Annotated in this window: 14 protein-coding genes; 9 read left to right on the top strand and 5 right to left on the bottom strand. The window is 53.4% G+C overall.

Going from position 1 to position 16,949, the window contains the following annotated elements:
- Window positions 1–72: 72 nt before the first annotated feature.
- Together degQ and zapG are read right to left on the bottom strand one after the other, a co-directional pair.
- Window positions 73–1,440 carry a serine endoprotease DegQ gene (degQ, locus tag QLG09_RS11755; protein WP_014171844.1) on the bottom strand — a complete coding sequence of 456 codons (1,368 nt, stop codon included), beginning with the start codon at window positions 1,438–1,440 and terminating at the stop codon, window positions 73–75.
- Window positions 1,441–1,609: 169 nt separating this feature from the next.
- Entirely contained in the window at window positions 1,610–2,008 is a 399-nt protein-coding gene (zapG, locus tag QLG09_RS11750; protein ID WP_014171843.1) for a Z-ring associated protein ZapG, read from the bottom strand.
- 189 nt (window positions 2,009–2,197) lie between these two features.
- Here zapG and zapE point away from each other — a divergent pair, with 189 nt between their 5' ends.
- From zapE to rpsI, 3 genes are all read left to right on the top strand, one after another.
- Entirely contained in the window at window positions 2,198–3,322 is a 1,125-nt protein-coding gene (gene zapE / locus QLG09_RS11745) for a cell division protein ZapE (RefSeq protein ID WP_049021924.1), read from the top strand.
- A gap of 289 nt (window positions 3,323–3,611) precedes the next feature.
- Window positions 3,612–4,040 carry a 50S ribosomal protein L13 gene (rplM, locus tag QLG09_RS11740; RefSeq protein WP_003860434.1) on the top strand — a complete coding sequence of 143 codons (429 nt, stop codon included), beginning with the start codon at window positions 3,612–3,614 and terminating at the stop codon, window positions 4,038–4,040.
- Window positions 4,041–4,055: 15 nt separating this feature from the next.
- Window positions 4,056–4,448: a 30S ribosomal protein S9 gene (gene rpsI, locus QLG09_RS11735; protein ID WP_003860436.1), complete on the top strand. Its 393-nt coding sequence runs from the start codon at window positions 4,056–4,058 to the stop codon at window positions 4,446–4,448.
- Window positions 4,449–4,459: 11 nt separating this feature from the next.
- Here the strand turns inward: rpsI and QLG09_RS11730 are convergent, their stop codons facing one another.
- Complete coding sequence (locus QLG09_RS11730) at window positions 4,460–4,762, bottom strand: hypothetical protein (RefSeq protein WP_136342246.1); 303 nt, start codon at window positions 4,760–4,762, stop codon at window positions 4,460–4,462.
- On the opposite strand from QLG09_RS11730, the gene sspA reads away from it, so the two are divergent.
- From sspA to QLG09_RS11700, 6 genes are all read left to right on the top strand, one after another.
- Window positions 4,761–5,399 (top strand): stringent starvation protein SspA, encoded by a 639-nt coding sequence (gene sspA / locus QLG09_RS11725; RefSeq protein WP_014071978.1) that lies wholly within the window; start codon window positions 4,761–4,763, stop codon window positions 5,397–5,399. The genes QLG09_RS11730 and sspA overlap by 2 nt on opposite strands.
- Before the next feature lie 5 nt (window positions 5,400–5,404).
- Entirely contained in the window at window positions 5,405–5,896 is a 492-nt protein-coding gene (gene sspB / locus QLG09_RS11720; RefSeq protein WP_025202910.1) for a ClpXP protease specificity-enhancing factor, read from the top strand.
- A gap of 378 nt (window positions 5,897–6,274) precedes the next feature.
- Window positions 6,275–6,958, top strand: coding sequence for a DUF1120 domain-containing protein (locus QLG09_RS11715; RefSeq protein WP_020883513.1), 684 nt, complete (start codon window positions 6,275–6,277; stop codon window positions 6,956–6,958).
- A gap of 120 nt (window positions 6,959–7,078) precedes the next feature.
- Entirely contained in the window at window positions 7,079–7,783 is a 705-nt protein-coding gene (locus tag QLG09_RS11710) for a fimbria/pilus chaperone family protein (RefSeq protein ID WP_014171838.1), read from the top strand.
- Between the two features lie 9 nt (window positions 7,784–7,792).
- Complete coding sequence (locus tag QLG09_RS11705) at window positions 7,793–10,213, top strand: fimbrial biogenesis usher protein (RefSeq protein ID WP_282488915.1); 2,421 nt, start codon at window positions 7,793–7,795, stop codon at window positions 10,211–10,213.
- Window positions 10,210–10,770 (top strand): hypothetical protein, encoded by a 561-nt coding sequence (locus QLG09_RS11700; protein WP_049021919.1) that lies wholly within the window; start codon window positions 10,210–10,212, stop codon window positions 10,768–10,770. The genes QLG09_RS11705 and QLG09_RS11700 overlap by 4 nt, the downstream gene beginning before the upstream one ends.
- A 105-nt stretch (window positions 10,771–10,875) precedes the next feature.
- Here the strand turns inward: QLG09_RS11700 and QLG09_RS11695 are convergent, their stop codons facing one another.
- Complete coding sequence (locus QLG09_RS11695) at window positions 10,876–12,294, bottom strand: glutamate synthase small subunit (RefSeq protein ID WP_014171835.1); 1,419 nt, start codon at window positions 12,292–12,294, stop codon at window positions 10,876–10,878.
- A gap of 9 nt (window positions 12,295–12,303) precedes the next feature.
- A complete protein-coding gene (gene gltB / locus QLG09_RS11690; RefSeq protein ID WP_032679060.1) occupies window positions 12,304–16,764 on the bottom strand; it encodes a glutamate synthase large subunit in 4,461 nt (1,486 codons plus the stop codon).
- Window positions 16,765–16,949 lie beyond the last annotated feature (185 nt).

Here is a 16,949-nt window from a genome sequence, read left to right as displayed (position 1 = left end):
AGGAACGATTTGCAGCATAACATGAGTTATCCGGACATCACACGCAGCGGTGATGTCCGGAATCGCAAATGCTTAGCGCAACAGAATATAGATAGACTCGTTGCCGCGCATAACCTGCAGGGCAATGACCGCCGGTTTGCTTTCCAGCACCTTGCGCAGTTCTGCGATGGATTGCACGCGATTGCGGTTCACGCCGATGATCACATCATCCTGATGCAATCCGGCCTGCGCGGCAGGGCTGCTCTTCTCGACGGTATCGACGCTAATCCCTTTCGTCCCGTCTTTCAGCTGCCCATCGCTCAGCGTTGCCCCTTGCAGCGCCGGGGCGATAAGCTCCGCGCTGGCAGAGGATGAGGTGCTCTTATCAAGCGTCACTTCGACATCCAGCGGCTTACCATCACGAATCAGGCCTAACTTCACTTTGGCACCCGGTTCGGTGGTGGCAATACGCGAGCGCAGTTCCGCAAAGCTGCTCAGCGGTTTATCGTTCAGGCTGACAATCACATCGCCCGACTTCACGCCAGCTTTTGCCGAGCCGGAGTTTGGCAGCACTTCACTGACAAACGCACCGCGCTGCACATTGATGTTGAACGCTTTCGCGATGTCAGCGCTCATCTCCATCCCTTTGATGCCCAACAGCCCGCGTTTGACCTCACCGAACTGAATGAGCTGCTGCGCCAGCGTTTTGGCCATATTGCTGGGGATAGCAAAACCGATGCCGATACTGCCGCCGCCCGGCGCCAGGATAGCGGTGTTAATCCCAATCAGCTCGCCGTTGAGATTGAGCAATGCCCCTCCGGAGTTCCCGCGGTTAATTGAGGCGTCGGTCTGGATAAAGTTTTCCAGGCCTTCCAGATTCAGACCGCTGCGACCCAGCGCCGAGATTATCCCGGAGGTAGCGGTTTGCCCTAAACCAAACGGATTCCCCACGGCGACGGCAAAATCACCAACACGCAGTTTATCGGAGTCCGCAATGGCAATTTGAGTCAGATTGCTCGGGTTTTGCACCTGCAGCAGTGCGATGTCGCTCTGGTCATCGCCGCCAATCAGTTTGGCCTCAAACTCACGCCCATCGTTGAGCTGTACGCTGATTTTATCGGCCTGACTGATAACATGATTGTTGGTCAGAATATAACCTTTGGCCGCATCAATAATGACGCCAGAACCCAGACCTTCAAAAGGCTGCGCCTGCTGGTCGGGCGACTCATCGCCAAAATATTTTTTCAGTTCTTCAGGTACGCGTTGATTTTGTAATGCCGTGCCTTCTACCTGCACGCTCACTACCGCAGGCAGAACTTTTTCCAGCATTGGCGCAAGGCTTGGAATTGCCGCCTGGCCGGGTACCTGGGAAGGCAGGGCGGCAGATGCAGGGAAGGACGCCGAGAGAGATAACCCGACACTTAACGCTATAGCGCTCAACAGCTGGTTTTTTTTCTTCATCGATGCTGACTCTCGTAACCTGGAATAAAGGAAAAACGGCCCTAAAACACGTTGATGTTATTGAATTTTAAACCGCTGAACAATGAAGTGCTTAATCAATAATAGCTGGGGTCATGAAGAAAGGACGGGCGCAGTTGCAGCGCCCGTAAAATAAATTCAGGTTGTGCGATTAATCGCGTTTTGCACCGCCGCGCAGCAGGCCAGACGCGCCATCGGAATAGTCGCGTGGCATCTGAACAGGGGCCTGATCGTTACCGGCTTCAGAATCGGCCAGACGGTTACGGAATGGATTGGATTCCGCGGTCATTTCTGGCAGCAGGCTGCTGGAGCTTTTTGCCATATGTTGATAGAGCTGACGATAGTCGGTCGCCATGTTGTCCAGCAGCTCGGCGCTACGGGCAAAGTGGCTGACCAGCTCTTCACGATACTCTTCCAGTTCGGCTTTGTTCTTTTCCAGTTCGTACTGCAGTGACTGCTGCTGACGCAATTTGCGATTACCGAAACGCATGGCCACAGCACCAATGACGATGCCGACGACTAAACCGATTAGCGCATATTCCCAGGTCATGAACTTCTCCCGTTGTCTTGTTGTTCCGTAGGGTGTTGGCTCGGCTCCTGCCTGTGCCTGATATTGCCACTATAACCGCTATTTCCGCAGAAGTGGAATCCTGACGTATCATCGCGTAGTGTAGAACGGCCTTTTTTTCATCAGTCACGTCTGCTGGTGAGTATTATTTGAAGGAATAACAATACGTTTATGCAAAACCTGTCCCCTGCATCGCGATACCAACTTGCCCTAAATGAGGGTACACATCAGCCGGATGACGTTCAGCGTGAAGCGGTGAATCGTCTGGATACGATTTATCAGGAGCTCACGGCAAAACCTGCAGAGGGTGAACAGACCGGTGGGTTGAAGGCGGCTCTGGGGCGGTTGCTCGGAAAAAAAGAGCCACAGACTCATGCGCCGGTGCGCGGTTTGTATATGTGGGGCGGCGTCGGGCGCGGGAAAACCTGGCTGATGGACCTCTTTTATCTGAGCCTGCCGGGTACCCGTAAGCAGCGTCTGCATTTCCACCGCTTTATGCTGCGGGTTCACGAAGAGCTGACGGCACTGCAGGGCAAAAGCGATCCGCTGGAGATTGTGGCCGACAGGTTCAAGGCGGAAACGGACGTACTCTGTTTTGACGAGTTTTTTGTCTCCGATATTACCGACGCCATGCTGCTGGGTGGCCTGATGAAAGCGCTGTTCGCACGCGGGATAACGCTGGTGGCGACCTCGAATATCCCGCCGGATGAGCTTTACCGCAATGGCCTGCAGCGCGCGCGTTTCCTGCCCGCTATTGATGCCATCAAACAGCACTGCGACATCATGAATGTTGATGCCGGGGTGGATTACCGCCTGCGTACCTTAACTCAGGCGCATCTGTGGCTCTCTCCCTTAAACGATGAGACCACGCAGCAGATGGATAAACTGTGGCTGGCGCTGGCGGGGGCAAAACGGGCTCATGCCCCTGAGCTCGAGATTAACCATCGCCCGCTGCAAACCCTGGGTGTCGAAAATCAAACCCTGGCCGTCTCCTTTGCAACGCTCTGTGTGGATGCCCGCAGCCAGCATGACTACATCGCGCTCTCGCGTTTGTTCCATACCGTGATGCTGCTCAACGTGCCGGTCATGACGCCGCTGATGGAAAGCGAAGCGCGCCGCTTCATTGCGCTGGTCGATGAGTTCTATGAGCGTCACGTGAAGCTTGTGGTCAGCGCCGAGGTACCTTTATATGAGGTGTATAAAGGCGAGCGGCTGAAGTTTGAGTTCCAGCGCTGTCTGTCGCGCCTGCAGGAGATGCAAAGCGAGGAGTATCTTAAGCTTCAGCATATGCCATAAATGCGACCTTCTCCCTGTAGGAGAAGGGCTGGGGGTGAGGGCGGCAGACCGCAAAAACCTTACCCCCGAAAAACCCGCCTCGAATCACATTTAAGGGTCGATCTTTGACCTCAACTTCTCTATAATCTTGCGACCCCACGTTACGAGAAGGTTTTTTTCCCGAAACTTTCTATGTGTCGGCATTAGCTATTCGAAGGGGTAGGTTTGCCGGACTTTGTCGTGTGAACCTCAACTGACTAAACGTTTGGGTGTTCACCAACGTGTAACTTATTATTTGGGTAAGCTTTTAATGAAAACTTTTACAGCTAAACCAGAAACCGTTCAGCGCGACTGGTATGTTGTTGACGCGACCGGTAAAACTCTGGGCCGTCTGGCTACTGAACTGGCTCGTCGCCTGCGCGGTAAGCATAAAGCGGAATACACTCCGCACGTTGATACGGGTGATTACATCATCGTTCTGAACGCAGATAAAGTTGCTGTAACTGGCAACAAGCGTACAGACAAAATGTACTACCATCACACTGGCCACATCGGTGGTATCAAAGAAGCGACCTTTGAAGAGATGATTGCTCGCCGTCCTGAGCGTGTGATTGAAATCGCGGTTAAAGGCATGCTGCCAAAAGGCCCGCTGGGTCGTGCTATGTTCCGTAAACTGAAAGTTTACGCAGGTAACGAGCACAACCACGCGGCACAGCAACCGCAAGTTCTTGACATCTAATCGGGATTATAGGCAATGGCTGAAAATCAATACTACGGCACTGGTCGCCGCAAAAGTTCCGCAGCTCGCGTGTTCATCAAACCGGGCAGTGGTAAAATCGTAATCAACCAACGTTCTCTGGAACAGTACTTCGGTCGTGAAACTGCCCGCATGGTAGTTCGCCAGCCGCTGGAACTGGTTGATATGGTAGAAAAACTGGATCTGTACATCACCGTTAAAGGTGGTGGTATCTCCGGTCAGGCAGGTGCGATCCGTCACGGTATCACCCGCGCTCTGATGGAGTACGACGAATCCCTGCGTTCTGAACTGCGTAAAGCTGGCTTCGTTACTCGTGACGCTCGTCAGGTTGAACGTAAGAAAGTGGGTCTGCGTAAAGCACGTCGTCGTCCACAGTTCTCCAAACGTTAATCCTTTTCTGCTTACGCAGAAACGATTGGCGAAAAACCCGCTTCGGCGGGTTTTTTTTTATGGATAATGTGCAGGTTATCCACAGCATCACTGCATATATCTTCTCTTTTTCCACATTTCCAGAATCCCCTCACCACAAAGCCATCAAAATCTGGTAAACTATCATCCAATTTTCTGCCCAAATATCGGTGAATACTCGTTTTTTGTTCGATTCTTGAACAATGTGTTTTCTCTGGGATGGGCGATACAACATCTGGCTGGCCCTGTTTGGGCTGGTAGCAGTAAAAATTCTGAATATACCTGGAGGTTTTCATGGCTGTCGCTGCCAACAAACGTTCGGTAATGACGCTGTTTTCTGGTCCTACTGACATTTATAGCCATCAGGTTCGTATCGTGCTGGCCGAGAAAGGTGTCAGTTTTGAGATCGAGCATGTGGAAAAGGATAACCCGCCTCAGGATCTGATCGATCTCAACCCGAGCCAAAGCGTACCGACGCTGGTGGATCGCGAGCTGACCCTGTGGGAATCCCGTATCATTATGGAATATCTGGATGAGCGTTTCCCGCATCCACCACTGATGCCTGTTTACCCTGTTGCACGTGGTGAAAGCCGCCTGTACATGCAGCGTATCGAAAAAGACTGGTACACGCTGATGAACGTTATCGTCAACGGTTCCTCTTCTGAAGCAGACGCTGCACGTAAGCAACTGCGTGAAGAGCTGCTGGCGATTGCCCCTGTGTTTGGTCAGAAACCATTCTTCCTGAGCGATGAGTTCAGCCTGGTAGATTGCTACCTGGCGCCGTTGCTCTGGCGTCTGCCAACCCTGGGCGTAGAGTTCAGCGGTCCGGGCGCGAAAGAGCTGAAGGGCTACATGACTCGCGTATTTGAACGCGATTCTTTCCTGGCATCTTTAACTGAACCGGAACGTGAAATGCGTCTCGGCCGAGGCTAATGACTGTGGAAATGTCACAACTTACCCCACGCCGTCCGTATCTGCTGCGCGCCTTCTATGAATGGCTGCTGGATAACCAGCTCACGCCGCACCTGGTTGTGGATGTGACGTTGCCGGGCGTGCAGGTTCCTATGGAATATGCACGTGACGGGCAGATCGTACTGAACATCGCGCCGCGCGCGGTGGGTAACCTTGAACTGGCCAACGACGAAGTGCGCTTTAATGCGCGTTTCGGCGGTGTGCCGCGTCAGGTTTCTGTACCGCTGGCTGCGGTGCTGGCGATTTATGCGCGTGAAAACGGTGCAGGCACCATGTTTGAGCCGGAAGCGGCTTATGACGAGGATGTTGTCGGCCTGAATGACGAAAACGGCGCTTCGGAAAACGAAAGCGAAACGCTGATGTCGGTCATTGAGGGTGACAAGCCCGATCACAATGACGATCCTGATGACGATCCGCCGCCGCGCGGAGGCCGTCCGGCGCTGCGCGTTGTGAAGTAGTAAAAGCTTTTTTATCGACTATCCAGTTAGTTATTCAGACTAGCTGGATTTTTTATGTCTTTTTATGTCAAAAAGTTTAATAAAGTAAATTATATACATCCCTTCTTTTTTGCCTGCCCACGCCGTTCGGATAATTTCAAGCTATATCTCCGCTGAATATAATATGTCGTTTTAAAGCTATATACACTCTTATAAATAAATATCACTTATTGATAACGTTATTCTAAATCCATAAATTAATTTTTCTAAATTGCTTGTATTTATAAAGATTATATTATCTACGCATGCTCTCAAGCATGACGATAAACAGTATGGGGTAAATTTATTTATCCCTGCTGTATTTAATATTGCAATTACTCATATGTTAAGGAATAACAAGTGAAAAAGGTTTTACTCGCTACTGCGCTCTCTCTGTGTGTGACATCCGCTTTTGCGGCTAACCCGACTGCCGTTCTGAAAGTCAAAGGTACGCTGACTAATTCAGCCTGTACGCCTCAGTTAAGCAACGGCGGAACGGTTGACTACGGCACAGTTAGTTTGGGTGGTTTAAGCTCAACGGCAGTTAACCAGCTGGGCCAGAAAGACATCGATCTGACTATTACCTGCACCGCAGCAACAAAAGTGTCCTGGAATATGATTGACGATCGCGCTGATTCTAACGCGAAACTCACCGTTGAGAATGGCATGTTTGGTGGTGGTTCTAATTCGTCTGAAAGCCAGACTTACGGTGTAGGTAAAACAACAGGTACAACACCAGTGAACATCGGAACATACTCGCTGTTCGTTAAAACTGACAGCGTAATGGCTGACGGCGCTAAAGTTGACCCAATTTACCAGCAGAATGCTACCGGTAACTGGTCAAAGAGCACCAACGGTACAACTCAGGGCGATAACTATCGTGATTTCACCGTTGCGACTGTTGGCACCCTGGCTCCACTGGCGTTCCAGACCGCAACCTTCCCACTGGTGACCTCTCTGGCGATCCAGGATACCACCACGCTGGCGATCACTGATGACACCCAGCTTGATGGTCAGGTGACTATCAGCCTGCGTTATCTGTAAGACTTTTAATCGAGTAAACGTAATTTAATTAACCGGAGAGTAAATGCGCTGCATTTACTCTCTTTTTAACGGCGCGATAAACATGGACTGTTCTGTTGTTGCTTTCAAGGAGATATTATTATGCATTGTTTAAAATCCACTTTATTTAACACGCTTATTACTGCCGCGTTATTATCTGCCAGTGTTGCTGTACATGCAGAAGGCATGGTGCCTGAAACCAGTCTGTTAATCATTGATGAAGCAACGCACAGTGGAACCATTAACGTCAAGAATACCGATTCGCATCCTTCACTTTTATATACAAATGTCGTTGACCTGCCGGACGATACCGGTCTTAAGCTTATTGCAACGCAGCCGGTGGTACGTCTTGAGCCAGGTCAGACGCAGCAGCTGCGCTTTATTCTTCAGAACAAACAGCCATTGGATGTAGAGCATTATAAACGCGTCACATTCGACGGTATTCCGCCTAAAAACGATGATAAAAAAATAAAGATTGGCATTAACATTCGCCAGGATATCCCCGTGCTTATTCGTCCGGCATCCCTGGGAGTGGTCACTGATGCCTGGAAGTTCCTGAAGTGGTCCTCAAACGGCACGTCCGTCACCGTGAACAATCCCAGCAAATATGTGGTCCGTCTTGGGCAGAACGTGATGCTGCTGCCTTCAGGTGTGAGTGCCTCTCTGTCCAAAACCTACATTCTTCCTGGCGAAACGCTAACGGCTGATATGAGTAAGAAAGTCAGCGGTGACAGCAGCGTTAAGTTTTTCCCGGCCAGCCGCTATGGCGTTGAGGTACCGAGCTTTACGTCGGAATTAAATAAATAAAATAGGGATATGACGGTGAGTAAACAAAGCCGCCTTGCACTTTGTGTCCGCGCCATTCTTTGCGGCACATTACCTCTGGTGTTACTTGATTCAACATCCGTTCTGGCGAGGGAGGTCACCTTCGACACGGGGATAATGCAAACGCTGGGGTTGAATAAAGATCTCAACCATTACTTCGCAGAAGCACCACGCTTTTTACCCGGAACCCACTCCGTTTCGGTGAAGGTAAACGGGAAAGAGCGAGGAATGGCTGCAGTTCGTTTCAACAAAGATGGCATGCTTTGCTTTGATAACGATCTCATGGAGTTTGCTGGGCTGATGCCTGTGTCAATAAAGTCCGGTGAGGAGTGTCATGATATTCGGGATAACTATCCTAAAGCCGTCATCAACGCCTTGCCTAACCAGGAGGCCGTTGAACTCTATCTGCCAGCTGAAGCGGTGAACAGTCTGTCGTCGGATATCAAAAACTTCCAGCATGGCGGAACGGCGGCGCTGCTGAACTATTCATTGTTCAGCACCCATAACGACTATGGTGACAATGACAGCAGCCGCTACTCTCAGGCCAGCCTGGAAGCCGGATTCAACACGATGGACTGGGCGCTGCGCAGCCGTTATATCCTGACGGATGACGACGGTAGCCGAAATGCCGAAAGCATTTACACTTATGCTGAGCATGTCTTTACCGCGCAAAAAATGACGATGCAGGTGGGTGAAATCAACGCCATGTCCAACGTGTTGAGCGGGGTGCCGATTACCGGCGTTCAGTTTATGCCGACCAGCGGTCTGGCGAGAGCAAGCTCTGGCGTGAGCGTGTCCGGTATTGCCCAGTCTTCCCAGGCACGTGTCGAAATCCGCCAGAACGGTCAACTGGTCTTCAGTACCCTTGTGCCAGCCGGCCCCTTCACGCTGGATGACGTGCCCGTGGTTCGCAACAATGTGGATCTGGACGTCTCAGTGGTGGAATCCGACGGCGCAACTAACCGTTTCATCGTCCCGGCGTCTCAGGTAAGGGCACGCAACCTTTCACGCCCGCAGGGTCTAACCCTTTCTGTAGGTCAGGTCCGCAGCATTGACAGTGACTATAACGATCCGCTGGTGATGAACATCTCTGACGGCTGGCGTGTCTCTCCGTGGATGAATCTCCTGGCTTCAGGTGCCGCTGCGGAAAACTATCAGGCGGCAGGCGGCAGGACAGAGTTCCTGATAAGCGATGACTGGACCCTTTCAACGGGTGCGGCAGTCAGCAATGCGAGCTTTGATGACAGCAGCAGCGGGGTAAAAACCGAGCTGCAAAGTGATTACATCCTGAACGAGTACGTCGGTCTTTCAGGCAGTGCGACGCATTACAGCGGAGAGTATCGCGAACTGGCTGATGCGATGGATGATGATTATCAGGGATATGACAACACCTATTCCGGCAACGTTCGTTTCTCCTCCCCTCTGGCGGGGGTGTTTAGCGCAGGGTTCAACTACAACCAGACCAGCGGTGACGGTGAAGATTCACGTTACCTCTTGCTGTCATGGGGCAAGACCTTTACGTACGCGTCAGTATCCATGAACTGGCAAAGTGCGGTCGGTAATGTCGATGACGATCAGGACAATGAGATGTTCTACGTCAACGTGAGCATCCCGCTCGGCGGCAGTCAGTCCATCAGTACCTATATGCGTAAACAGGGTGATAGCACCTCCTATGGCGCGTCTAACAGCGGCTCGCTGGGAGACAATACGAACTATTACATCTCAGCCGATCGCGATCAGGATTCGAAAGACAACAGCTTCAACGGCAACATCAACACTAACCTGCGCTATACGCAACTGAGCGTGGGGGGCGGAACCAGTGGGGATAATCAGCGGAACTACAATGTGACATTGTCGGGTGGCGTGGCCATGCATAAAGAGGGTGTGACTTTCTCGCCGTATACGATTCAGGACACCTTCGCGATTGCCAGACTGAGCGAGAAGAAGAGCGGCGTTGAAATCTCCACTCCGCAAGGTACCGTCTGGACCGATCCATGGGGCCAGGCCGTGGTGCCTTCACTCAACGAATGGCATAACTCCCGCATAGAAATTGATGCTAATAAGCTGCCGCAGAGTATGACGCTGGCTAACGGCACGAAATATATTGCCGCAGGCCATGCCTCGGTCAGCGAGATTGATTTCAAAGTACTCAACAGCCGCCGCGTCATGCTAAGCGTTAAGCAGGCTGACGGTCAGCCCCTGAGTAAAGGGATCTCGATTGTTGATGAGAAAGGTAACTATATCGTGACCACGGTTGATGATGGCCACGTCTTTATTAACGATGCCGATCAGCTGAGCGCGCTCTACGCGCTAGACGGTGACAATAACCGACTGTGTAAGATTGATTACACCCTGGCTGATAAGCATGACGAAAATGCCTTCTATGAAGAAGTGAATGGAGTCTGCCGATGAACAGTCGACACTTATCGGGCTTAGTGGCCTTGCTGATGCTCGGTGTGACAGGAATAACCCATGCTGAAGAGTGCCAGCTCAGTCTCTCACAGCCGGTGGTGGATTATCATGAAATGCGCCGGGATACGATCGAAACGACGCAGCAGGACTGGCATAAAATGGCCGATCGTGACATCACGGTAAATGTTTTTTGCCCTCAGTCTCAGCAGATGGCGGTGATACTGCTTGGTACAGCGGGAGATAAGGGGCGGTTTCTTTTTGGGCAGTCCGGCGGTGTCGCAGTCAAAATTGACAACATGACCGTCGATGGCAAAAGTTACACCGTGGGTAAAACGGTCGATCAGCTGAATTTTACGCCGGAAAACGGTACACCGACGCCGTTCTATCTGCGTAATAACGAGGCGGTGATTGCGCTTGAGAATAACCAGGTCCCTTCCGGCCAGCAGATGAGTTTCAACGTAACGCTCTCACCGGTTCTCAACGAAAGCGCGTTCAGCCATCTGACAGATCAAACTACGCTGGAAAGTGATTTGACCTGGAGCTTATTGACGAAGTAACCCTTCTTTTTGCGGCACCACAGAAAAGCGGAGCTGCAGGGGGAAAACCAACGGCGGTTAACCGCATAAAAAAAGCCGGATGGTATTTGCCATCCGGCTTTTTTCTTACACTTCCAGGTAGTTCAGAATACCGTCAGCGGCTTTACGACCTTCGGCAATTGCGGTAACGACCAGGTCGGAACCGCGAACGATATCACCGCCAGCAAAGATTTTCGGGTTGCTGGTCTGGAACGCGTTTTCGTTGCCTTCCGGCGCAATAACACGACCCTGAGAGTCCAGCTCTACGCTGTGCTTCGCCAGCCACTCCATGCTGTGAGGACGGAAACCGAACGCCATTACTACGGCATCGGCCGGGATCACATGCTCGGAGCCTGCCACGATCTCTGCGCGACGACGACCTTTCGCATCCGGCGCACCCATCTCAGTGCGCGCCATTTTCACGCCGCTCACTTTGCCATTGGCATTCACTTCAATACCCAGAGGCTGGATGTTGAACTGGAATTCCACGCCCTCTTCACGCGCGTTTTTCACTTCGCGTTTAGAGCCCGGCATGTTCTCTTCGTCACGACGATAGGCGCAGATCACGTGTGCCGCATTCTGGCGAATGGAGGTACGCACGCAGTCCATCGCGGTATCACCCCCGCCCAGCACCACCACGCGTTTGCCTTCCATGCTGACATACGGCTCATCGGCGGTTTCGCCATAGCCCATGATCTGTTTGGTATTGGCAATCAGGAATGGCAGTGCGTCGAATACGCCCGGCGCATCTTCGTTTTCCAGACCACCGCGCATGGACTGATAGGTTCCCACGCCCAGGAAGACGGCGTCGTAATCCTTCAGCAGGTCGTCGAGCTGCACGTCGCGACCCACTTCCACATTCAGTTTGAACTCAATGCCCATACCGGTGAAGATTTCACGGCGGCGGGTCATGACCTCTTTTTCCAGCTTGAAGGCCGGAATACCGAAGGTCAGCAGACCGCCGATTTCCGGATGGCGGTCAAAGACCACCGCCTTCACGCCGTTACGGGTCAGAACGTCCGCACAGGCCAGGCCCGCCGGGCCCGCACCGATGATCGCCACACGCTTGTCGGTTTGCTTCACGCCGGTCATATCCGGACGCCAGCCCATTTCGAAGGCTTTATCGTTGATATAGCGTTCGATATTACCGATGGTCACCGCGCCAAATTCGTCGTTCAGCGTACAGGAACCTTCACACAGACGGTCCTGAGGACACACGCGGCCGCACACTTCCGGCAGGGTGTTTGTCTGATGAGACAGCTCGGCAGCTTCAAAAATACGTCCTTCGTTGGCCAGTTTCAGCCAGTTCGGGATGTAGTTATGGACCGGACATTTCCATTCGCAGTAAGGGTTACCGCAGGACAGGCAGCGGTCTGCCTGTGCTTTGGCCTGGCCTTCTGAAAACGGCTCATAGATTTCTACAAATTCAATTTTACGGATCTTCAGCGGTTTCTTTGGCGGATCAACACGCTGCAGGTCGATAAACTGGTATACGTTCTGGCTCATCTGAATTCCTTACTGCGCCTGCACACGCAGCTCTGCTGCGCTACGACTACGGTGACCCAACAGGGCTTTAACATCGCTGGACTTCGGTTTAACCAGCGCGAATTTCGCAGAGAACGCCGGCCAGTTGGCCAGGATCTCTTCGCCGCGCGAAGAACCGGTATGCTGCACGTGTTCGGTAATCAAACCGCGCAGGTGTTCTTCGTGGATAGCCAGCGTTTCAACGTCCAGCACTTCCACCAGTTCAGGGTTCACGCGTTTGCGGAACTCACCGTCTTCATCCAGGACGTAAGCAAAACCGCCCGTCATGCCTGCGCCAAAGTTCACGCCGGTTTTACCCAGGACGCACACAATCCCGCCCGTCATGTATTCACAACCGTTATCACCGATACCTTCAACCACGGTGATGGCACCGGAGTTACGTACGGCAAAACGTTCACCTGCACGACCCGCTGCAAACAGACGACCACCGGTCGCGCCGTACAGACAGGTGTTACCGATGATGCTGGCATCGCAGCTACGGAAGGCTGAACCGACCGGCGGACGCACCGCCAGCAGACCACCCGCCATGCCTTTACCGACATAGTCGTTGGCATCACCGGTCAGATACAGTTCAACGCCGCCGGCGTTCCACACGCCGAAGCTCTGACCCGCAGTACCGCTGAAATGCGCGGTAATCGGGTCGGCCGCCAGGCCCTGGTCACCGTGTGTTTGCGCGATGTAACCGGAAAGCGATGCACCGACAGAACGATCAGTGTTGCGGATATCAAACCAGAACGTTTTGCTCTGCTTGTCATCCACGTACGGTTTCGCTTGCTGCAGCAGCTGCGCGTTCAGCACGCCATTGTCGAACGGCGGGTTGTTCTCGGTGCAGTAGACCGCTTTGCCAGGATGTGGCTCGGCAGTTTCCAGCAACTTAGACAGCTCCAGCTTCTGCTGTTTGGCGGTGAAACCTTCCAGCTCTTTGAGCAGGTCGGTACGGCCAATCAGATCCACCAGGCGTTTCACGCCCAGCTGTGCCATCAGCTCACGGGTTTCGCGGGCGATGAAATCAAAGTAGTTCGTCACTTTGAACGGCAGGCCGTGGTAATGGTTCTTACGCAGCTTCTCGTCCTGGGTTGCAACACCGGTAGCACAGTTGTTCAGGTGGCAAATACGCAGGTATTTACAGCCGAGCGCGACCATAGGGCCCGTGCCGAAACCAAAGCTTTCCGCACCCAGAATCGCCGCCTTGATGATGTCGAGGCCGGTTTTCAGGCCGCCATCCACCTGCAGACGGATCTTATGACGCAGACCGTTAGCCACCAGCGCCTGCTGGGTTTCCACCAGGCCAAGCTCCCACGGACAGCCCGCGTATTTCACGGAGGAGAGTGGGCTTGCCCCGGTACCACCGTCATAACCGGCGATGGTGATCAGGTCCGCATAGGCTTTTGCCACACCAGTCGCGATGGTGCCAACGCCCGGTTCGGAAACCAGCTTCACGGAGATCATCGCTTTCGGGTTGACCTGTTTCAGGTCGAAAATCAGCTGCGCCAGATCCTCGATAGAGTAAATATCGTGATGCGGTGGCGGAGAAATCAGCGTCACACCCGGTACGGAGTAGCGTAATTTGGCGATATACGGCGTGACTTTATCACCCGGTAACTGGCCGCCTTCGCCCGGTTTTGCACCCTGAGCGACTTTAATCTGAATCACGTCGGCGTTAACCAGATACGCTGGCGTGACGCCAAAGCGACCGGATGCAACCTGCTTGATACGTGAGACTTTGTTGGTGCCATAACGGGCAGGGTCTTCACCACCTTCACCGGAGTTTGAATTGCCGCCGATGCTGTTCATCGCTTCAGCCAGCGCTTCGTGAGCTTCCGGGCTGAGCGCACCGATGGACATTGCCGCGGTGTCAAAGCGTTTAAACAGTTCAGTGGCAGGCTCAACGTCGTCAATGCTGACGGCTTCATCACCCGGGTTCAGCGCCAGCAGGTCGCGCAGCGTCGCCGCCGGACGGCTGTTCACCAGTTCAGCATACTGCTGGTAATCGCTGTACTCGCCGCTCTGAACGGCCTGTTGCAGCGTACGCACCACGTCCGGGTTATAAGCGTGATATTCACCGCCGTGGACATACTTCAGCAGACCACCTTGATCCAGCGGCTTACGTGCCAGCCAGGCGCGTTTCGACAGGTTCATCAGATCCTGCTGGAAGTCAGCGAATCCGGCACCGCCGATACGGCTGATAACACCCTGGAAGCAAAGTGTCGCCACGTCGTCATGCAGACCGACCGCTTCAAACAGCTTCGAGCAGCGGTAGGAGGCGATGGTCGAGATGCCCATTTTGGACATGATTTTGTACAGGCCTTTGTTGATGCCGTTACGGTAGTTCAGCATCACCGTGCGGTAATCTTTGTCGATAGCACGGGTATCCACGAGACGCGCCAGCGTTTCGTAGGCCAGGTACGGGTAAATAGCCGTCGCACCAAAGCCTAACAGCACGGCAAAGTGGTGCGGATCGCGGGCGCTGGCGGTTTCAACAATGATGTTGGCGTCGCAGCGCAGGCTCTTATCGACCAGACGCGTCTGGATAGCACCTACCGCCATTGGGGCCGGTACCGGCAGACGGTTTTTCGCAATATTGCGGTCAGAGAGCACCAGCAGAACGGTACCGTTACGCACCATCTGTTCCGCTTTGTCACACAGCGCATTCACCGTCTCTTCGAGGGTCGCTTCGGTCACGTCGAAAGTGATATCGAGCGTGTCGGCGCGGTAGTGATCCTCTTTCAGGGTGGTGAGCTGTTTGAAATCAGAGTACAGCAGGATCGGCGATTTAAAGGTCAGGCGGTGCGCCTGGCCTTCAGCTTCGCAGAAGACGTTCATCTCGCGACCGATGCTGGTGGCCAGTGACATCACGTGTGCTTCACGCAGCGGATCGATTGGCGGGTTGGTCACCTGCGCAAACTGCTGACGGAAGTAATCATAAATGATGCGTGGCTGGCTGGAGAGCACGGCAAACGGGGTATCGTCACCCATGGAGCCGACCGCTTCCTGGCCATTTTCACCGAGTACGCGGATCACTGAATCCAGCTCTTCGGCGCTGTAGTTAAACTGTTTCTGGAAGCTGGCGAGCGTATCGTCGTCCAGCTCACGACTGCCCACTTCTTCATCCGGCAGATCTTCGAATGGCACCAGGCGACGAACGTTTTTCTCCATCCACTCTTTGTACGGATGGCGGCTCTTCAGATCGTTATCGGTTTCAGCAGAGTGCAGAATGCGCCCACCGCGGGTGTCGATAACCATCAGCTCGCCCGGGCCAACGCGGCCTTTCTCAACCACTTCGTCAGGCTGGTAATCCCAGATACCGACTTCAGAGGCGCAGGTGATGAGCTTATCTTTGGTGATGACGTAGCGTGCCGGACGCAGACCGTTACGGTCCAGGTTACAGGCAGCAAAGCGACCGTCGGACATAACGATGCCCGCCGGGCCATCCCACGGCTCCATGTGCATGGAGTTAAAGTCGAAGAACGCGCGCAGCTCTGGATCCATATCCGGGTTGTTCTGCCATGCCGGTGGCACGAGCAGACGCATGGCGCGCACGATATCCATACCGCCTGCCAGCAGCAGCTCCAGCATGTTATCCATGGAGCTGGAGTCAGAGCCGGTTTCGTTAACGAACGGCGCGGCATCGTGCAGGTCAGGGATCAGTGGCGTCTGGAACTTATAGGTACGAGCACGCGCCCACTGGCGGTTACCGGTAATGGTATTGATCTCGCCGTTGTGCGCCAGGTAGCGGAACGGCTGTGCCAGCGGCCAGCGAGGGACGGTGTTGGTGGAGAAGCGCTGGTGGAAGAGGCAGATGGCCGATTCCAGACGCAGGTCCGCCAGGTCCAGGTAGAAGCGCGGCAGGTCAGCCGGCATACACAGACCTTTATAGATGTTCACCAGGTTAGAGAGGCTACAGACGTAGAACTCCTTGTCGTCCTGGAGACGTTTTTCAATGCGACGACGGGCGATAAACAGACGGCGTTCCATATCACGCGGACGCCAGCCCGCAGGGGCATTAACAAAAATCTGTTCAATTCGAGGCAGCGAGGAGAGGGCGATTTCGCCGAGTACCCCTTCGTTGGTTGGCACATCGCGCCAGCCAACAATAGACAGGGTTTCACGTTGAAGTTCTTCTTCGACGATGCGGCGTGAGGCGGCAGCTTTTTCAGGATCCTGATTCAGGAACAGCATACCGACAGCGTAGTTTTTGGCTAAACGCCAGCCGCGCTCTTCCGCAACGATACGGAAGAAACGATCCGGTTTTTGCAGCAGCAGACCGCAACCGTCGCCGGTTTTACCATCAGCAAGGATGGCACCACGGTGCTGCATGCGGGCCAGTGCGTGAATAGCAGTACGCACTACCTTGTGGCTAGGTTCGCCTTCTATGTGGGCGATCAGGCCGAAACCACAGTTATCCTTCTCAAGGGATTTATCGTACAACATATCAGTGAACCTCCCCAGGCTCGTCGGGCTTCCCACTGAACCGTGGCGCACAGGCACAGAAAGAGCATGGCGACGGGGTTTGCGTTTCATACGCGTACCTCGCATTCGCCCTCTTTTTCATCCTTTCGCGCAGGTAAACAAGTTTGAGGACTTGCTTCAGAGGGAATCTCAATTACTGCATAAAT

This window comes from Enterobacter sp. V89_11, assembly GCF_029967775.1.
Classification (GTDB): Bacteria; Pseudomonadota; Gammaproteobacteria; order Enterobacterales; family Enterobacteriaceae; genus Enterobacter; species Enterobacter ludwigii.
Note: the sequence above shows the minus strand (reverse complement) of the source record. Positions and strands in the feature narration are given on the sequence as shown.